This is a genomic window from Enterococcus raffinosus (assembly GCF_001886185.1).
Classification (GTDB): Bacteria; Bacillota; Bacilli; order Lactobacillales; family Enterococcaceae; genus Enterococcus_A; species Enterococcus_A raffinosus.
In genome coordinates, this window is record NZ_JXLA01000031.1 from 1 (window position 1) to 19,333 (window position 19,333).

At 38.9% G+C, this 19,333-nt stretch carries 20 protein-coding genes and 1 riboswitch; of the genes, 15 read left to right on the top strand and 5 right to left on the bottom strand.

Annotated features, from left to right (window positions below; genetic code table 11):
• Nucleotides 1–366 precede the first annotated feature (366 nt).
• The 11 genes from RV13_RS15165 to RV13_RS15215 all read left to right on the top strand — a co-directional run bounded on the left by RV13_RS15165 (nt 367) and on the right by RV13_RS15215 (nt 10,910).
• Nucleotides 367–3,015: a pectate lyase-like adhesive domain-containing protein gene (locus RV13_RS15165; RefSeq protein ID WP_028020112.1), complete on the top strand. Its 2,649-nt coding sequence runs from the start codon at nt 367–369 to the stop codon at nt 3,013–3,015.
• Between the two features lie 8 nt (nt 3,016–3,023).
• Complete coding sequence (locus RV13_RS15170) at nt 3,024–3,413, top strand: EF2685/EF0750 family sortase-dependent surface protein (RefSeq protein ID WP_028020113.1); 390 nt, start codon at nt 3,024–3,026, stop codon at nt 3,411–3,413.
• Nucleotides 3,388–4,113, top strand: coding sequence for a WxL domain-containing protein (locus tag RV13_RS15175; protein WP_028020114.1), 726 nt, complete (start codon nt 3,388–3,390; stop codon nt 4,111–4,113). Before RV13_RS15170 ends, RV13_RS15175 begins: the two co-directional genes overlap by 26 nt.
• A 31-nt stretch (nt 4,114–4,144) precedes the next feature.
• Nucleotides 4,145–4,924, top strand: coding sequence for a WxL domain-containing protein (locus RV13_RS15180; RefSeq protein ID WP_060789436.1), 780 nt, complete (start codon nt 4,145–4,147; stop codon nt 4,922–4,924).
• Nucleotides 4,925–4,947: 23 nt separating this feature from the next.
• Entirely contained in the window at nt 4,948–5,685 is a 738-nt protein-coding gene (locus RV13_RS15185) for a WxL domain-containing protein (RefSeq protein ID WP_028020116.1), read from the top strand.
• A gap of 67 nt (nt 5,686–5,752) precedes the next feature.
• Nucleotides 5,753–6,838 (top strand): WxLIP family cell surface protein, encoded by a 1,086-nt coding sequence (locus tag RV13_RS15190; RefSeq protein WP_060789435.1) that lies wholly within the window; start codon nt 5,753–5,755, stop codon nt 6,836–6,838.
• On the top strand, nt 6,816–7,577 hold the full coding sequence (locus RV13_RS15195) for a class A sortase (RefSeq protein ID WP_010744197.1): 762 nt from the start codon (nt 6,816–6,818) through the stop codon (nt 7,575–7,577). Before RV13_RS15190 ends, RV13_RS15195 begins: the two co-directional genes overlap by 23 nt.
• Before the next feature lie 26 nt (nt 7,578–7,603).
• On the top strand, nt 7,604–8,191 hold the full coding sequence (locus RV13_RS15200; protein ID WP_028020118.1) for a hypothetical protein: 588 nt from the start codon (nt 7,604–7,606) through the stop codon (nt 8,189–8,191).
• The gene (locus RV13_RS15205; protein ID WP_245001358.1) at nt 8,172–9,611 is read left to right on the top strand and encodes a helix-turn-helix domain-containing protein; all 1,440 of its coding nucleotides are present in this window, start codon (nt 8,172–8,174) and stop codon (nt 9,609–9,611) included. Before RV13_RS15200 ends, RV13_RS15205 begins: the two co-directional genes overlap by 20 nt.
• Before the next feature lie 113 nt (nt 9,612–9,724).
• On the top strand, nt 9,725–10,195 hold the full coding sequence (locus RV13_RS15210; protein ID WP_028020120.1) for a MarR family winged helix-turn-helix transcriptional regulator: 471 nt from the start codon (nt 9,725–9,727) through the stop codon (nt 10,193–10,195).
• 4 nt (nt 10,196–10,199) lie between these two features.
• Complete coding sequence (locus tag RV13_RS15215) at nt 10,200–10,910, top strand: B3/B4 domain-containing protein (protein WP_028020121.1); 711 nt, start codon at nt 10,200–10,202, stop codon at nt 10,908–10,910.
• 278 nt (nt 10,911–11,188) lie between these two features.
• Here the strand turns inward: RV13_RS15215 and RV13_RS15220 are convergent, their stop codons facing one another.
• The 5 genes from RV13_RS15220 to RV13_RS15240 form a co-directional block, all read right to left on the bottom strand.
• Entirely contained in the window at nt 11,189–12,022 is an 834-nt protein-coding gene (locus RV13_RS15220; RefSeq protein WP_028020122.1) for a Cof-type HAD-IIB family hydrolase, read from the bottom strand.
• 133 nt (nt 12,023–12,155) lie between these two features.
• Nucleotides 12,156–12,563 (bottom strand): hypothetical protein, encoded by a 408-nt coding sequence (locus RV13_RS15225; protein WP_028020123.1) that lies wholly within the window; start codon nt 12,561–12,563, stop codon nt 12,156–12,158.
• 279 nt (nt 12,564–12,842) lie between these two features.
• On the bottom strand, nt 12,843–13,298 hold the full coding sequence (locus RV13_RS15230; protein ID WP_028020124.1) for a pyridoxamine 5'-phosphate oxidase family protein: 456 nt from the start codon (nt 13,296–13,298) through the stop codon (nt 12,843–12,845).
• Nucleotides 13,298–13,897: an ECF transporter S component gene (locus RV13_RS15235; RefSeq protein ID WP_010744209.1), complete on the bottom strand. Its 600-nt coding sequence runs from the start codon at nt 13,895–13,897 to the stop codon at nt 13,298–13,300. Before RV13_RS15235 ends, RV13_RS15230 begins: the two co-directional genes overlap by 1 nt.
• Before the next feature lie 128 nt (nt 13,898–14,025).
• A riboswitch (FMN riboswitch) is annotated at nt 14,026–14,140 on the bottom strand.
• 84 nt (nt 14,141–14,224) lie between these two features.
• Entirely contained in the window at nt 14,225–14,644 is a 420-nt protein-coding gene (locus RV13_RS15240) for a GNAT family N-acetyltransferase (protein WP_060789434.1), read from the bottom strand.
• Between the two features lie 283 nt (nt 14,645–14,927).
• Between RV13_RS15240 and RV13_RS15245 the strand changes: the two genes are divergently transcribed.
• The 4 genes from RV13_RS15245 (at nt 14,928) to RV13_RS15260 (ending at nt 19,323) form a co-directional block, all read left to right on the top strand.
• Nucleotides 14,928–15,209: a PspC domain-containing protein gene (locus RV13_RS15245; protein ID WP_028020126.1), complete on the top strand. Its 282-nt coding sequence runs from the start codon at nt 14,928–14,930 to the stop codon at nt 15,207–15,209.
• Nucleotides 15,210–15,392: 183 nt separating this feature from the next.
• Nucleotides 15,393–17,120: a daptomycin-sensing surface protein LiaX gene (gene liaX, locus RV13_RS15250; protein WP_028020127.1), complete on the top strand. Its 1,728-nt coding sequence runs from the start codon at nt 15,393–15,395 to the stop codon at nt 17,118–17,120.
• A gap of 17 nt (nt 17,121–17,137) precedes the next feature.
• Complete coding sequence (locus RV13_RS15255) at nt 17,138–17,428, top strand: PspC domain-containing protein (RefSeq protein ID WP_028020128.1); 291 nt, start codon at nt 17,138–17,140, stop codon at nt 17,426–17,428.
• Nucleotides 17,429–17,808: 380 nt separating this feature from the next.
• Nucleotides 17,809–19,323 carry an AcpB/EbpR/MafR family transcriptional regulator gene (locus RV13_RS15260; RefSeq protein ID WP_060789433.1) on the top strand — a complete coding sequence of 505 codons (1,515 nt, stop codon included), beginning with the start codon at nt 17,809–17,811 and terminating at the stop codon, nt 19,321–19,323.
• The last annotated feature ends 10 nt before the right edge of the window (nt 19,324–19,333 follow it).

Consider the following 19,333-nt stretch of genomic DNA (forward strand, 5'->3'; position numbering starts at 1 on the left):
TATAAAAGCGAATTATGAAATTAGCTCATATAAAAAAATTAAGAAAAAATTTAAAAAATATTCAATCCTTAGAGAAAAATTTGGTCTATATGAAAATTCTTATTTTCTCAATTAGAATTATTATAAATAATACGTTATTTAAGTATTCTATAAATGTTAGGAGAAATGACCATTTTTTGTTATTCCTTTGTAATGTAACATACATTATTTTTTTTAACAATAATCCACGTATTATCTCTTTGGTTTCAATAGAAATGTATTAATAAAGTATTGGTTATAAGTTAATTGTCAGTTTTTTAAAAAATAATTATAAAAATGAGTTATTAGATATGTTAGGATTCTGGATGTGAAGGAGGTGAGAAAGAAATGAAACGACGCAAACTAATTTTTTTCTTATTACTAATTATTTTACTCCCAAATGTGAATGTTTTTATAGCGGAAGCTAAAGAAACGATGGATTCGAGCACAGAAGTCTCAAAAGAGCTTGACTCAGAGAGTGAAGCAGAGAAAACTTCAGATACTTCTAGTAAGAGCATTGAAAGTAGTGAGATACCAGAATCTTCCTCTGATTCAGAGAAAACGAAGGCTACTACTGAAAGTTCAATATTAGAGGAGAAAACGGAGCAATCAGAGACGGAAACAGATGACTCTAAAATTGAAAAAACGGATATCAGTCTATTGGCAGCAGATGAAGAAGCAGTAGGTACATGGGCTGATTTTGTTAGTGCTGTGCGTAATGAGAACATTACAAAAATTATTCTAACGGCAAGCTTCAGTAATCCTAGTTCCTCTGACTCAAGTCTTTCTGGCTATTCACGGAAAAATGATTTAGAAATTGATGGACAGGGCAATCGTGTGGATTTTAGAAATTCTTCGATTCAGTTAGGGAGTCCAACTAATACCACGGGTCTCTTTCATATGCATGATATTGTGTTGAATCAAAACTATGTCGGCGCTTCTTCAGAAGATATTGTTGGTACACGGCTGAATTATACGAACGGAGCGAAATGGAAATACCGCTTTGGAAATATCACAACTGAACCAGGTGTGCAGCGCTTGGCAAGGGCTTCCCACTCAGAGGTGAGGGTTTATGGCAAGATGGATATTGATACTCGTGCTGAAAACTTTTATTTGGGGAGTATGATCATGGAGGACGGGACCGATTATCGAGGAAATGTAAACTACTATAACTTTTCCGTCTTTTGGTACAACGTTACCGCTGGAGCCAACTCAACGGGAGCATCGCGAGAGTTTACGATAGGAAAGAATTGTCGAGTAGACGTCGGACAGACACAGACTTCCGGTAGGACTTATCCTGCTGTCTATCATCACTATTTGGCCTTAACCGTTGGAGAAAACAGTGTCTATAACGTCGATATGCCGGGAAATGCTGTACGTTTTGACGATACAGGAGCTGGCATGACGATCAAAAAGGGGGCAATCGTTAACTTGACGAGTAAGCAAACATCAGGTTCAGTTGTTGCATTTAGCAATAATAATACCTATTTGAATGCGGAGCCCGGCAGCTATTTTTATGTCATTGGAACAAGTAATCAGCCATTGATTAACTTAGCAGCAAATGGTACGGGAACAGGCAGTGTCAGTCGGTCGGGGAACAGCTTCACATTAAATAGTCCGGCACAATATGATTTACGAAATCTAAATGACAGTCAATCTGCTGTCAAGATCGCATATGGAAATGAAGCAAACAATACTTTTTCAATTCTTGATTCCGATATTGATTTGTGGAAGGTTGGTGTACCGGTTCTTGGTCCATCAAGTGAAACTTATGCAAAGGTACCAAGTTTGCAGGTAACTGGAAGTGGCAGCAGAGAAGCGATCAGCACCTCTGTTAGTGGCTTGGATCAGTTCAAACAAGCCAATTATCGACGAATTTCAGGAATGAACCAAAATCCAAAGATAGAGTGGACGCCAGTCACAGATGCGGATAAAACGATTAAAGGACGTGTGATTATCGGAGAAGTACCTGATAATAATGGTCTGGTTAATGGAGAAATTAAGTATATTCCAGTTTACGCATCAGAAAATCAAGCGAAGGTGACATTGACAGATACTCATGGAAATGTTCGAACGGATTTATCAACGGATGCCAATGGCTATGTTTCTTATACTGATACAAGCGATCCAGTTCAATTTCAAAAAGCAGGAGAGACGATTTCAGGGATTGCCGAACGTGGTCCATGGGTAACACCTGATCCGGTAGAAACGACAGTAATAGATGTAACTCCACCAGAACCCGCTAAAGTAGATCATTCGGACGCCATCCAAAGTATTACTACAAAGTTAACGGGCACTGGAGAACCTAATAGCATTATAACATTAACCGTTAATGACCAGCCATCGGGAATTCCGGGACAGCTGGTTGGAGCGGATGGAAAATGGGAAATAGATATCTCGGGTTTGCAGCTTGTAAAAGACGATGTTTTGCAGTTCTTTTTACAAGATCAAAGCGGACCAATTACCGAGTTGAGTGAAGCAGATCGTCCAAGTACAAACAATGCAATCGGAAACATCAATCCTAAAAATGAGATGACTTATCGTGATGCAACCTTCAAAGCGGCTACAAAAGCAACAGTCGTAGGTTATTTATCTCTAGCTTCTGTTCCTGATGGACTTGATTTCGGGAGTAATCAAGTCTCAAACAAGACAGAAAATTACCGCCCAACAGTCAATGGCGAGTTGGTCGTTTCAGATACCCGAGGAGGAGCCAGAAAACCATGGCGCTTAACATTGAGTCAATCAGAGGTATTAAAAAATGGCACGATTTCTCTGGAAGAGGCCTTGTATTACACATCTCAATTAGGAGAAAAACAAATCTCAACAGCGACTCAAATTGTTGAATCCGGGGAATTTACCTCTGACGGGTCTAAAAATATCTCCGCCGATTGGCAAGACAGCAAAGGCTTTAACTTGAAAGTTCCAGTTGAGAAACAACGAGTAGGAGAGTATTCAGGAAAATTATCATGGAAACTAGAAGATGTCCCAGGAAATTAGGTGAGTAGATGAGACGATTTGTAATAAAAAGTTTGTTGACATTGCTGGTGCTCTTTACTACGATACCTGCCTACGCGACAGAGGCTAACTATGATAGTAACGGGGTCACCGCATTTTACGGAAAATATGAATACCCAAAAGAGAACCCTAAAAAGGATCAGACGAATAAAGAAGAAAAAGACGGCACTTCTGTAAAGGGGGAAGGACAAAAAATAGCGGGTGGAACGACAGCCGAACTGGCGGGGACGCTTCCTTCATATAAAGGACACGAAGCTATCCTTCCCCTCACAGGTGATACGGTCAGCTTCTTCCCAGTCTTATTAGGATTTGCTTTATTAGCGCTTGTCCTTTCTAAGCTGAAGGGGGTTGAAAATGCTGAAAAAAATTCAATTTGCTAGTTTTCTCCTTCTCCTATGTACGATAACAGTTGGGGGAACGGCAGCAAAGGCTGAGGATACGGATACCCATATGAAGTATCAAAGTGGCGATGGTTCAGCCATCAAACCTCTTGATCCGTTACTTCCTGATCCAACAAAACCGGTCACCCCTATTGATCCAACGGATCCTGCGGGTCCACCGGTGGGCACCGGCGGTAGTCTTTCCCTTGATTTTGCCTCCAGCTTTCAATTTGGCAGTCAAGCAATTTCTACTAAAGATGAAACGTACACAGCGCTTCCACAGGAGTATACCGATTTTGATGGTGTGAAGAAAAAAGGACCGAACTATGTCCAAGTAACAGACGTACGAGGAACTGGTGCCGGCTGGCAATTAAGCGTGAAACAAAATGGGCAGTTTCAAACGGCTCAGAATCAGGAGCTAAAGGGAGCAAAATTGACCTTTAAAAATGGGGAGATGATTTCTAATCTTTCAAGTGCGTATGCACCACTCGCAAACGGAACCTTTGAGTTGCCGTTGGATACAGAAGTGGATGTTGTGACCGCTGTGAACGATAAAGGAATCGGTACATGGCTGTATCGCTTTGGCTCAGATGAGAGCACTGGCAGCAGCTCTATTCAATTAACAGTTCCAGGAAGCTCAGTAAAATATGCAAAAAAATATCAAACTTCCCTGACATGGAGTTTAAAAAACGTACCTTAAAGAAAATACAGCAATGCAAGGAGAAGACACAATGAAAAAAGTGAAATTAATGACAGTCGCTACGTTAGCGGCACTATCGTTATCAACAGTTGGAGGCTTGTCCTCATACGCAGCAGCAGTGGATTATGATTCAAATGGTGTGGTTGAGTTCATTCCGAACCCTGATCCGACAAAACCGGTTGATCCGACCGATCCAGATCCAACGAACCCAGTTGATCCAGTGGATCCAACCGATCCAACTGGTCCAAATCCAGGAACAGACGGTCCATTATCTATCGACTATGCTTCTTCTTTAGACTTTGGGATTAATAAAATCACGAATAAGGACGAAGTCTACTATGCTCGAGCACAGCAATTCAAGGACGGTCGTGCTGCAACGCCAAACTATGTCCAAGTTTCAGATAACCGCGGGAATAACGGCGGCTGGACATTGAAAGTAAAACAAAACGGGCAGTTTAAAGCAACGAGCACATTAAATGATACGTTGACAGGTTCCGAGGTTCAGTTAGTCAATCCAACCGTATCAAGCAACTCAACGGCTGTCTTTCCGACCGCTGCTGCAACGATCAAATTAGATCCAGCTGGCACAGAAAGTCTTGTAATGTCCGCAAAAGCAAACCAGGGAGCTGGGACTTACGCTGACCGCTGGGGAACGGTTGAGACAGTCAAGGAAAAAGATAAAGACGGTAATGAAGTCGATGCGGAAGTAACAAAAGCAGTGACATTGGCAGTACCCGGCAGTACACCAAAGGATGCAGTGAAATATAGTACATCATTGACATGGAGTCTGTCAGACGTACCAGGAAATTAATCGAACTTAGGGGGAAAATACACATGAAAAAATTTGGTTCTTTATTTTTAGCAACAGCAATTTTAGCGGGGATTACTTTAGCGCCCGCAGCAACATTTGCGGCAGATGGCGGCAACTATGATTCGAACGGTGTGATTACTTTTACACCCAACACAGATCCAACAAAACCCGTGGATCCCGTTGATCCAACTGATCCAGTTACACCAGTCGACCCAACGGATCCAAGCGGACCAAACCCAGGGACAGCAGGACCATTATCTATTGACTATGCATCTAGCTTGGATTTCGGCACACAAAAGATTACTTCCAAGGATGAAGTATACAAAGCGAAGGCACAAAAATACATTGATAAAGACAGCGTTGAAAAAACGGGTCCAAACTTTGTTCAAGTAACAGATAATCGTGGATCTGAAACAGGCTGGACCTTACAAATGAAACAAAATAGTCAGTTTGAAACAGCAGATGCAGATGAATTAACAGGTGCGGAAATTACCTTTAAAAATGGAAATATCGTCACTGCCTCTGACTCAGCAAAACCAACCGGCCAAGCAACAATCGTCGCTGATCCGGCTGGAAACTTGAAGAATGTAATGTCAGCTAAGGATGGTCAAGGGGCAGGAACTTACTTGCTTGATTGGGGAACAGATGCGGCTACAGGTGCAGATAGTATTGAACTAAGTGTGCCTGGCTCAACGACAAAATACGCGAAAAAATATTCAACTACCTTTACCTGGGTTCTTAGTGACACACCAGGAAACTAATCAATAACAAGGACGAAGAAGGGATGTTTTCAGCATCCCTTTCTTTCACTGAGGAGATAAATAGACGATGAAATTTAGAAAAACTGTGATGCTAATCGTGACACTTTTAAGTACTTTGCTAGTGGCAACCCCAGGTCTTGCTTCGGAATTTAATTTCGCGGTAACGCCTAAACCGTCAGAAAATCAAATTGACAAACAAAAAACTTACTTTGATCTATTATTAGCGCCAAATCAAGAAGATACGTTGACCGTTGATCTACGCAATGATACTGATAAAGAAGTGGTCGTTGAAGCACAAATCGCTAGTGCAACGACGAATGATAATGGAGTGGTAGAGTACAGCGAAAATAAGATCAAAACCGACGAAACATTAAAATACAATTTAAAAGACTATGTAGAAGCGCCTGAGGAAGTTACATTGAAGCCTCAATCAGCAGCAGAATACAAGGTCAAAATACATATGCCGAATGAAAAATTTGATGGGGTCATCGCTGGTGGAATTACCTTTAAAGAAAAAAAATCAGAGCAAACCAATACCTCCTCCGATAAAAATGATAAGGGCTTAGCGATCAAAAATGAGTATTCCTATGTGGTTGCTCTGCTAATGCGTCAAACAACCGAAAACGGCGATCCAGATCTGAAGCTGCAGCAGGTGAATCCAAATCAACGAAATGCTCGAAACGTCATACAAGGAAATCTGCAAAATCCCAATGCAACCTATTTGAATCAATTGGCGACGAAAACGATCATTACCAAAAAAGGAAGCTCTGATGCGTTGTACACTGATGAACAGTCTGAAATGCAGATGGCACCAAATTCTAACTTCAACTTATCTGTGCCCTTGAAGGGGGAACGCCTGAAGGCAGGAAAATATACGATGAAGATCGAAGCCTATGGACAAAAAGAGGAAAACGGAGATTTTTCCTTTAAAGCTAAGGGAAGCCAAAAGGAAGAAAACTACCGGTACCATTGGTCATTGGAAAAGGATTTCGAGATCAAAGCAGATGAAGCGAAAAGGCTGAATGACTCTGACGTGACGATTAAGAAAGATTATACGTGGATATATCTTTTAATTGGCCTTTTATTACTGATAGTACTTATCCTATTTTTCGTTTGGCGTAAGAAAAAAAATGACAAAAAAGCTCAGGATTAGTCTCAGTCTTATTTACTGCGTGGCAATCACACTGCTGTTTCTCCCATTTATGAAGCAAGCGCTGATTATTTTTCGAACACAAACAGCTTCTGTGCAACAGATTGAAACGACAAATCAGTTTGAAACAGTCCCATTGGAAGCCGTTCAGCCGCCTGATTTATCAGATGTCTTAGCATTCAAAGAAAAACAAACTTTTCAAGCGGCTGGACGGATCATTATTCCAGAAGTTGAGATTGGTTTGCCACTTTTTCTAGGTCTGTCGAATGAGCAGCTTTTGATTGGTGCGGGAATTTTATTTCCTGAAAGAAGGGTTGATGATCAAAATGTTGTCATTGTTGGACATCATTTAGGACGATCAAACCTGCTATTTGGAAAATTAATGAAGGTCAAAGTTGGGGATAGTATTTATTTAGAACGACAAAACAAACTCTATCAATACCGAGTCAGCGAGGCGAAAAAAATTCAGCAAACAGAGCTGAAGGTGCTGGAGGAAGGGACGAGAGCAGAAATCACCCTGATAACCTGTGACAAACCAACTCAGACAGATCAGCGATTTGTCGTAAAGGGCGAGCTTGTCCGTTCTCCAACCAAAGAAATGAAAGAAGAAATACTAAGCAAAATGCGTACGATTCAAGATAAAAACAAGCAAAAAAATCTTACTTATTGTTGGGTCATTTTGTTTTTATACCTGTCTTGTTTAGGAATCGGTTTATACCGAATCAACCAAGTAAGAGAGTAAGTAAATGCTTTTAGAGGAGTGATGGAATGAAGAAAATGGTGACACGTTCATTGATGGTAGCGTTTGGGGCAACGATTTTTCTCTATTCGGAACATGTCTTTGCCAATACCGCTATTTATGACCCGCTGGATCCGTACAATACAATTACTCCAGTACCAAATACTGACCAAGAAATAACTGATCAATATACTAATGACTCATCAACAATGGATACTGATGAGTCAACTGTCTCAGAAACGCAGCAGGCTGAGGTAATCTTAGAAAGCGAAGAAAAAGATGAGCCGCCAAAAGAAACAATTCAAATAGAAGAACAGTTAGGTGAGGGGTCTGTGATGGAAAAGCAGGAGGAAAGCCCTCGTGAGTTTCCAAAGTCAGATCCTTATTTACCGAAATTAAAAGGCCATCCTCAAAATCAAGTATTAACGTTGGATGATGATTTCTTTTCCTCTATCAATTCGCCTGCTATACCACCAGAGAGTAGTGGCGGTTCTGCTGGTGCACCGAATGATTTTGCGGATATCGCTCAATCTGCCTATCTTTTATCAGGTGTTGTTTTATATGGAGAAGCGAATGGGCAGCTAACAGCGAGGATGAGTGATTCTCTTGTTGGATAGTTTATTAGCAAAAGAAGAATGGCGGAAGTATCAGATGCTGAAGCTATTAGAGCGGAGTCCTTATTTTGCACTGACAAAAAAGGAGCTAATGGATCGTCTGGAGATTTCAAATTATGTCCTAAAAAGTACGATTGAGCAATTGATTCAGGACATTGAGAAGTATGGATTGAGTCAAGAAATCATACTCTGTCTAGAAGATCCTTTTGTTCAGCTGCAGATTACCGGTACGGCCAGTTCAGAGACACTTTTAGAAAAATACGTAGAGGAGTCCATCGGTTTTACCATATTATTGGACGCAGTACTTGGTAAGTATAAATCATTGAATGAATTATCTGAAAAGCGTCTAATCAGCTATCCTATTGTTTACAACAACTTCAAGCTGTTGAATCAGTACCTGTCTCCTTATGAAATAAAAATCGATAAGAAGTTTCGACTAATTGGTGAAAGTGAAAAAAATGTTCGCCTGTTTCTGACGGAATTGTTTTCTCGAATTTATAAGTGTCATTACCAAGTCTTTACTCATACAAACGAGCATCGTATGCTTGAAAAGCAAGAACGGCTAGAAAAATCAAAATTGACTGTTCATCAAAAAATTAATTTAACGCATTATCTTTATATCTCCAATTTAAGGATTCAGCAGCAGAAATATATTGAAAAAGAAACGCAAGATGCGCTATTGGATGAAGCAGATATAAAACGAGAAATGGCGGATTCTTTTTTTCGCTTTGTTCCCGATGACTATAGGGAAGCGGAAGTGACTGCCTTCCTGTATTACTATTATTCTCGTTCAGAAGATTTAGGAAGCGGGTTAAGACTGGATAAACACACGCAAATTGCAAAATGGAGTCAGAACTTGTTAGATAAGCTCGTCGCGTCTTTTCCTAAGCTAAGGGATCATTCTGATCGTAATGAGTTTTTTTTGATCCGATGTCGTTTCTTGCATTTTCAATTACTAGAGACGAGCAGTGCCAGTGAGACGATTCAGCCTGAGATCAATATCCAGTATTTTCAACAAAACTACCCTGCCGCATTGGAGTTTTGTCGAACCTATGTCAAACAGTTGCAGAAAACGGATGCAGAATTATATAAAAAGAAGAAGCAAGTTCTGCTTCAATATCTCTTTTTGGTTTTGGATAGTTTTCCGAAAGAGATCTTGGTTGAGCCGATCAATGTATATGTCGATTTTTCTTTCGGAAGTTTATACAATCAATTCATTACGGAGAACTTGAATTTTTTTCATTTAGTTGGCGCGAAAATCATAACAGACCTTGCATCGGCAGATATATTATTGACGGATTCTCGAGCGCTAGGTGATACTTATAAGAAAGAATGTGTTGTTTGGCTGTCGCCACCACGACCGTTAGATTGGGCCAATCTTGGTCAAAAAATCATACAAAAAAGAAATGAAAAAGCAAAGTAAGCGTAGAAAACTCGTTCTTTCTACGCTTATTTGGTGTGAGCATAAATTTATTTTTGTTGCATTTGCAACAAAAATAAATTATGATGAGTGTACATTCAGAGGGAGGATTAAAGATGATCGATGTATTACGCGATATTGGAAAAATAGCCAGAGCTCTGGATTCAATCGCCAATATCGTATTCAAGGATTATCAGCTTTCTAAGGGCCAGTACTTATATTTAATTCGAATATCAGAAAATCCCGGCATAATTCCAGATAAGTTAGCTGAGATGATTAAAGTTGATCGAACAACAGCAGCTCGCGCTCTTAAGAAGCTGGAGGAAAAAGGCTTGATTGAAAAGAAAGCAGATTTGCAGAATAAAAAAATTCGCCGTTTATTTATCACCTCTGACGGAGCAACGCTTGTTCCAATCATTCGTTTGGAAAACGAATATTCAAACCAGATAGCACTGGAAAATTTATCAGAGCAGGAAATTTTAGTTTTTTCCAAAACCTTAAAAACCGTTGTAGAAAACATCGATAAGGAATGGGTATCTGTCAAAAAAGGAAACAAACGGCCGTATTTAAAACAAGTAAAGGAGTAAGTACATGACAACATTTATCGCAGAGTCCTCATTTTGGGAGATTTTTCCAGAGGCACAGCTCAATGTATTGATCGTTAAAGGAATAAATAATAATCAACTAAAGGATCAAGAATCCTATCTAAAGGATTTGTTAGAGCAGGGACAAAGAGCCGCAAAGAAATTCATTCAAGAGGAGCCTTTTAGTCATAATTCAGTGATTGCAGAGTGGCGAGGAGCTTTTAGTCAATTCAAAACCAAAAAAGGTGCTCGTTCATCGATTGAAGCTTTACTAAAAAGGGTTAGTCAGAATCGTGAGTTTCATCCCATCAATCCTTTGGTAGATATTTATAATAGTATTTCGTTGGAGTTTGCGGTCCCTTGTGGCGGAGAAGATCTCGAGAGGATTGCAGGGAATATTCATTTAGGTAAAGCTTCAGGCGGAGAATCGTTTTTACCACTAGGCACTGAGTCAGATGCTCCGGCTTTACCAGGAGAAATCATTTACTTTGATGATGAAGGAGCTATTTGTCGCTGTTTAAATTGGCGAGAAGCACAACGAACGATGCTAACAGAAACCACTAAAGAGGCAATATTCTTTATGGAATCTGTCAATGCAGAACAAGCTCAGCATGCCAATCAAGCAATGAAGGAATTAAAAAAACGAATTACTGACTATTTTGGTGTGGAAGGGAAAGACTTTGTTATAGATGCACAACATCCACAGATGAATGATTAAAAAATGCAAGGATTCAGGTAGATAGTATAAGTTGTTCGCCGAAAAGTCAGTGTTTTTCAGCCAACTGCCTCTTCATAGAACTTCCGGTATGAATTCACACACAAGCTTGACCGAATGAGTCTCTACTAAATCCCATATACATTTTGCAAATTAAAGTATTCTTAACCCCTGTTCAATTTGAATTCAAAACTACATTTATTCATAAAAATATCGGTCTCCAAAAGTTAGATTTTTGCTCTAACTTTTGGGACCATTCAGTATAGGCTAATTTTTTCATTTTATAAATATTTTTCCAACCCTGCAGCAATACCATCCTCATCACAGGAGAGAGTAACATCATCAGCTACCGCTTTCAATTCCTCCACAGCGTTGCCCATCGCTACACCAATTCCAGCATATTCAATAATTGACCGGTCATTATGTCCATCGCCAAATGCGATCATATTATAAGAATGAATGCCTAAGTCAGGAAAAACAGTATTCAGTGCTTTGGCTTTGTCGATCCCTTTGTCAGTAAACTCAAAATAGAAGGGTGCAGAAAATGCTGCGGTAACTGTCTCATCAAAAGGCGCGTGTATTGCTTTTACGTGTTCCTTAAGGTACTCAGGCTGTGCCGCAATCAAAATTTTATTGATTGGAAATGTGGCAAAGGCTGCTAAGTCATCAATCTCACAAAGCTTAAAATTCCCGCCGCGTGCTTCGTACTCAATGATATTGAAATCGCCGTCGGGTAATTTCAACGTATTGTTGTAAACGTCATTTACATAAAGATAATCTTCCTTGTCAATCATCGGCAGCACATCGAAATTTTTCAGATGTTCTAGAATTGATTGTCCCGTTTCAACACTCATTGCTTGATTAAAAAGCACTTCCTTTGTTTTGCAATCTGTCACTCGCGAACCATTATAAGAGACAAGATAACCTTCATATTTGGTCATTTCTAATTCTTTTGCAAGTGTGTACATTCCAGTAGTAGGGCGTCCTGAAGCTAAAATTACTTTAATGCCTTTCTCCTGAGCGGTAATTAAGGCTTGTTTTGTTTTTGCTGAAATTACTTTCTTTGAAGTTAATAAAGTCCCGTCGATATCCAAGACGATTGCTTTAATCTCCATTTCATCACATCCACCGTCGTGTTACCTTAAGTCTACAGTCACAAATAAGTAATGTAAATGGTTTCATTTGTAAATGACGGTGGAAAATGATGAGGGAGTTTAGGCATCGAATGCTTATTGAACGAGGAGCCTCTTATTTTTCTTTCAGTTCAACCAAGCCAAATTTATAGGTAATAAACAGGTAAACAAAGCCAATGCTTGTGCCAATTAAACCATAAACAGCATCAATGATATCTGGTGTATTTATAAAGTCTAACAACGTCTCGCAAATCAAATTTCCTAACAGGATCACAAAACCAAGCAGAGTAATCCAACGAAACTTTATTCCAGAAAGTAACCAAGTATGTCCAATTGCTAAGTAAAAAATCATACTCAAGGATAGATTAGAGATGTGTGAATGGATTTCAGCGTTGATAAGTACAAACGCTGGCATCGGCACACTAAGCCACCTGCCAATTGTCAGCAGTAAACCAATAAAAAGCAGCACAAAGTAAGCAATTAAAAATCTTTTTTTAATAGCGTATTTTTCTTCAATCTTCATTTCTTCACCTCAACAAAAATTATATAGCATTGGTAAGTGAAGACAACTAAAGAATGGATATCTTCTAGAGACTCAAAAAAGCGATCAAGATTGTTTTTACAATCCTGATCGCTTTTTACGATGCCAACGTGGATGACAGGAATCGAACCTGCACCTNGTATTAAATGAAACAAACCGTCGTTTTAAGTCCCATTTCTGAGTTTAAACACCAAGTTCATCCACGACTAAAGTGTACGATCCTTAGCTTATAGAAAGCTTAAAAGCAGGACTTTTTTTAGCCTAATCATAGTTCTCTATTTCAGCTTTTTCCTGCTCAAAATCAATGAACAATTGAAAGCCCTTATCGTCTTGATCTTGATCCCAGATTTCAACCAGTTTGGGAACGACCTCGATCAAAATCTCGCTCTCCTTATGAGGATAGGCGTTGTAACTTTTCTCCCAATATTTTTGATACAGCTCTTGAAAGGATTGGTCCGGCTGATCTGCGACTAATCCATGATTGATAGCAATACCTTCGATTTGAACGCCCCAATAGCAAATTGCTACCTGAGAATTTTCCAAAAGCTGCTTGGTTTTGCGAAAATTCTTATCTGTTTTAAAGAGAATTTTCCCTTCATGAATAATGACGCTGACATTTCGCACCATGACATGGTCATTCAAACTAGTCGCTAGTGCCATAATCTTCTTTCGGCCAAGCTTTTGATAAAAATGTTCGACTGCTACTTGAAATTCCACTATAAAAACTCCCGTCTAAGAAAAATTGAGCGTAAGCGATCCAGAGAAAAGTAAACGATCGCAGTGGTGACACCATATTTGATCAAATTAAAAGGAATGATCCCGATAATTACTAGTTTCCAAACACTGTCCACCATGGGATTCACCGCTTGTGTCATAGCAATAATGGCTTCCATTGAAAGACCATACAGCTTGGTATAAAAAGGAATAATAAAATACACATTTGATAGACAAGCGACAAAAGTCACGACGGCGGTTCCCGTCAGCATCCCTTTTAAGGCAGAATTTTTAAATGTTGATCGCCGATACATCAGACTAGCAGGCAAAATGAAGCTGATACTTAGAATAAAATTTTGAATTTCTCCAGTAAACATTGAGGCTGTACCCACGGTAGCTAGTTTAATTAAGAGCTTGATTAACACGATAAAGATCCCAGCAACGGGTCCTAACAGAAAGGTCCCCAATAATTCCGGTACCCCAGCCAAATCAAAATCCATAAATGGCGGCATAAAGGGTAGCGGGAACTTGAAAAGCATCAGTACATAGGCGAGAGCACCAAAAATTGCGATCATCACTAACTTTCTTGCAGTAAATTTCATTTCAACACACCTTTCTTAAAACATAAAAAAGAACCTTACAACAACATTTGCAAGGCACAGTCAAAGTAGAAAAAGGGTGTATTGATTCATCAAATAGCGTTTGTTATCTGAAGGATCAACAAACACACACTTTTCTTCTTCCATCCAGACTGTACTGTCGGTCTCAGAATTGCACTGAGTCAGCCAAAAGGCTCGCGGACTATCACCGCCGGTCGGGAATTAAACCCTGCCCTGAAGAACTTGTGTGTTTATTTTCACATGATATCAATGGAAATACAAGCGTTTTTTTGAACGTATGTATTTTTTGTTTGTTTTTATTCAAAATACTTAGCGATAAATCATCTGCCAATAAGCATCATGCACCTTTACTTCGTGCACTTTCTCCCAGCCTTCCTTTTCATAGAAGGCCAATGCGGGCGTATTGCGAGACAGACATTTCAAACGCATTGGTAGAGTTAGCTGCTTCTTGGCTTCGCTTAAAAGCAAATGCCCAATACCTTGTCCTTTGAAGCGGTCGTCTATAAACAAACAATGAATGAAACTATCTGGTACATATAGGGAAATAAAGCCAACGACTGCTTGGTTCGACTCGGCAACAAAGACACATTCATCCTCCGTATCACGATCAAAGTCTTCCATGTGCATCAACTCAGGATCGTCCCAATAAAATGTTTTTCTACGACTATCTAAATAAAGTTTACGCAGTCTTGGCTTGTCCTGCATGGTCATTTCGCGAATTTGAATCAACTAAACGCTTCCTTTCAAAAAATTCATCCTATTTATAAAAGTTACTTTACCACACTTTACGAATGAAACTAGATTTAAATGTTTTGCACGAGCACTAGAAGAACTCCTACCAAATAACTAGACAAAAAATCGGCCTTTCGACCTATGACGAATCAATGCAGATTCTGCATAATAGAGACATAAGATAAAAACACATAGCAAACAGGAAAAGTAATGAACAGGTAGCATAAAAAATGCGTCCCTAAAAAAAGTGTTTTTTGAAAATTCAAAGGAGAGAATGAAAATGAAAAAAATGATGAAATCACAAAACAATCGAGTATTAACGGGGACACTAGCGGGGATCGCAGACTATTTTGGTATTGATCCTACGATGGTTCGGGTAGCCTTTGTTCTCAGTGTCTTTTTCTTAGAAGGCGCACCGATTTTCCTTTATTTTCTATTAATGATGGTCATGCCAAAAGCGGGAAGTACTTCTCGTGAATGTAGACAGCCTTACACTCAGACAGCCAATAGCCAGCCGAAGCAAGCTGAAACTACTGCTGATGATGCATGGAGTGATTTTTAATTTTTAAAACAACGATTGATCTATTCAATCTTTATTAATAAATCTAAGAGCGAACGGTTTAAAAACGTTTTGCTCTTTTTTTTAGTTAGTTAATGGATAAAAGATAGTCCTTTCGACCCATGACGAGGTGAAAATGATTGTGCATAATAGGAACATAGAACAAATCGTTGAGGAGAGATCAGTATGAATGAACGGTCAAAAATCTTAGAATCAATTAAAAAAGGCATCTTATCTCCAGAAGAAGGATTGGATTTATTAGAAAGTCTTGGATTAAAAGAAACAGAGGGGGAAGGTGAAAAAGCCTCCCAATCAGAATCTGAAGCATCATCTGATTTAGAAAAAGTACCGCAGTCTGAAAATGAAACAAATATAGAAGAACCGGTATCCTTTGAAGAGAAAATCGAATTTGAAGAACAAACAGATTTTTCTGACTCCTTTCAGTCGGAAATAGAATTGAGCGAAGAAGAGTTGGACATTTCAGAGGAAGAAGCCGTTGAGGAAATATTTGAACAGGAACCAGAAATACAAATTCCAGAAGAAGCCATCGAAGAAGAAAAAAAGTACTCCTCTGATAGTGTTGCTAGTATGATTGATGAATGGGAAAATAGTGCGGAGCCTGAGTCAAAAGAAAATGATCCAGTAAAGTCAAAAATTGATGAATTTGATGAAGCGCTGCAAACCAAAGTAGAGACATTACGAGAAAAAAAAGAAATATTTAGAGAATTAAGTCTAGAGGCTGAATTAGGAATTATCTCAACAGAAAATGAAGCTCTTTATAAACAAATGAAGGTTGAATTGAAGGAACTTGAAGAGGAAATCGAGTTATTAAAGCATGAGCGAAAAGCGATAGATGAGGATCTGCTTGCTTCACCAGAAAGACCATATGTATCAGATGGCTTCTTTGAAGTTCCTGATGATTTTGAAGAGCAAAAATACCGACCGATGGATCGTCCACAGGTGGAGCCGAACGACTGGGCCAGTCGGATTGGACGAGTGGTGAATCGTGCAGCAAAAACAGTGAGTGATACGGTCAATAATAGTGATTTTGACTGGAAAAGTATCAATAAAAAGTTTTATGGGACAGCGAAAACTCATTTCACGCATCAGTTTACCTTCGAAGACATTGATGCCCAGACCATTGATATTAAATTAGCAAAGGGAAAGGTCATTCTGAAAACTTGGGAGGATGAAGCGATTAACGACATCAAGGTTGAAGCATCCGTTGCTCTGCTGGGGCAAATGGACGAGCCAGATCCTGTCGATGCATTCTTAGAACGTAGTCGAATTGATGCGAATAACTATCAAGTTTTGTTTCACGTACCCAATAAAAGAGTTGATGCGAAATTGACCTTTCATCTACCGAAGCGGCAATACAATAACTTATCCGTTCGCTTATTGAACGGGGACTTAATGATTGAAGAGCTTGTGGCAAAAAATGCTGCTATTAAAGCAACGAATGGGACAGTACTGATTAAAGCACTGGATTCTTCCATGTTGGAAATTGAAGGTACAAACAATGAAGTCGAGATTCGTGAAGGTGAAATTTTAGACGCGTCAATTGAAACAGTAACAGGAACAATTATTTCAAGAGCAGATACCGTTCGATCAGAGTATTCAATAATCAATGGGGACATTAAACTAACTGCAAAAAATAATAACTTGAAGAAAATCGAAGCGCAATCGGTCAATGGCGATGTTAAAGTATCACTGCCGCAAGCAGTCGGTATCGAAGGTTCTGCAAAAACAGGAATCGGAACCATCAACTATCGCTTTGCAAATTGTGAAACCATGCAGGAAAGAAATGGAGATACACAAAAAATTCTACATTTCCAACGAAAAGCAGGAGAGTCAGCACAAATCGAAGTCTCCTCTAAGGCAGGAAATATTTTCTTGAAAGATTATGATAAATAGAGAGGAAATAACTAAAAATGAAAAAAAGAATGACAAAATCACAAACGAATCGGATGATAACGGGAACAATCGCGGGGATCGCGGAATATTTTGGGATTGATCCAACCATAGCGCGAGTCATCTTTGTATTTATCAGTATCGTTTTAGTAGGAGCACCTGTCTTTTTATATATTTTATTGGCACTGATCATTCCCAAAGCAGATGGCAGAAATGCGCAGTATGAAGCGAGCTATGATCGACCACGAAAGACTAAGGCACAACGAAAAAAAGCTGAAGCAGAGGATGAAGAAGTTTGGAGTGACTTTTAAAAAACCTATGAATATCGAACGGCATTTCTTTAAGAAATGTCGTTTTTTTTTAGCGGAAAAAAAGGAGTAGGCTATAGCTTTTTTTTGCTGTTTTGGAAGTGCAAACCCAAAGCGTTTTATTGCATAAATTTCTTATAAACAATAGTTGGTAAATAGTATTAAATTGATAATAATTAATGAAATAAAAACTTTTAAAATTACACTCATATTTATGTGTAAAAACACTATATATACGAATTGAAAAAGGGTAAAATAAATATAATGTAGGACCATTTATCTTTTAAATGATGTTAGTTATTTTATATTCATTGAAATAGCTTTCAGGGAACGTCCAGTAGTGGTTAAAAAAGTCGTATTCAAACTAATTTGGAGGGGAAATAATGGATTTTCGCCAGGTTTTGGGAGTAAGTAACAGACGTAGAACAAGACTAGTAGAGATACTGTATTACAATCGTGAGGGAACTTCAAGTGAGCAGTTGACTAGTGAATTGCATGGTTCATTACCAGTCTTATTGAACGATATTAATTTGATAAATACACAACAGGATAGTTTCTTTGTTGAGAAGGACAAAGGTGTCTATCGTGTCAAGCTGAAGGAAGACATCAGCATAGGGAAGCTTTACTCATCCGCTTTAACAACATCACCGGAGTTTCAAATTTTGGAACAGCTGCTATACGAGCAACATGATAATATTGGTTCATTATCAAAAGCGCTATTTTTAAGCTCGTCAAATACACAACGATACTTGAAAAAAATGGAAGATATCTTGCAGCAGGCCGATATTAAATTGTGCTACAGACCATTACGTTTAGAGGGCAGAGAAAGTGTGGTTCGCCATTTCTTTTTCTTATATTTTATTGAGAAGCAATACGCGTTGAAGACCGTTCTGCCAGATGTAAAAGAGTATCAATTGAGTGCGATTGAAAAATTTGTTCAGGAATTTACTGAGATTAATGGGTTGCACAAAAAATATATTTATCAGAAACGGATGACCTATAATGTTTTCATTAGTTTATGGCGTATCAAAAATGGACATCCGTATCCTAAGGAAGAGTTACGAACAAATGGTTTGGTACTGTCGACGGACGAAACGGCAAAGCTTTTTAGAGATATGGTCTCTGAAGCTTATCAACTGAATCTAACTGAAGAAATGATGCGTGATTGTCTATGGCTTTCCTTCTCCGACGCTATTGTTTTTAGTAAAGAACATCGAGAATTGGCTCTGAAGGATAATCCGCGGTACAAAGAATTATTTATGGCCCATCGAACAATGACGGAACAATTTACACAATTAATGGTAGGCTCTTTTGAAGAAGAACGAATACTTGAGATTACCACGCTGTTAGTTAACGACCATTATTTGTTTGACGAAAAGGGCGAATTTTTAACTATTTTACGGAAAAGCCGAGCAATCTTTATAAAAATGGTAAAAATCATGCATAAGCAGTCGGTCGAGAAGGTGTTGGGTATTGCAAAGGAGTTTGTAAGAACTCATAAGATCTACCAAAGTGAGGATTTTATTATTAATTATGCCTATTTGCTGTTGACTGCCGAAGCAGACAGTTTAGAGCGCTTAGCTTCTCAAGAGAACACAGTTCACTTATTAATTCTTTCAGACCTTTCGCCTACGGAAGAAGAGTTTATCACAAACGTTATCTCACAAATTGTTTATGGAAATTTTGAGATTCATCACTTTAAGGATGCATGGTATGGCGAAGAAGAAATGAACAAGAAAATACTGACCTATGATGGCTTAATCACTACAGGGTCAAGAGAAGACTTGCCGAAAGATTTTCCAATGGTTTTAATGGACCCGTATGTCACACCACAAGCCATCGTTGCAATTCAAAATTTAGTCAATGAGCTATCCGAACGAGAAAATATCCAGAATTAGTCCTCTTAGA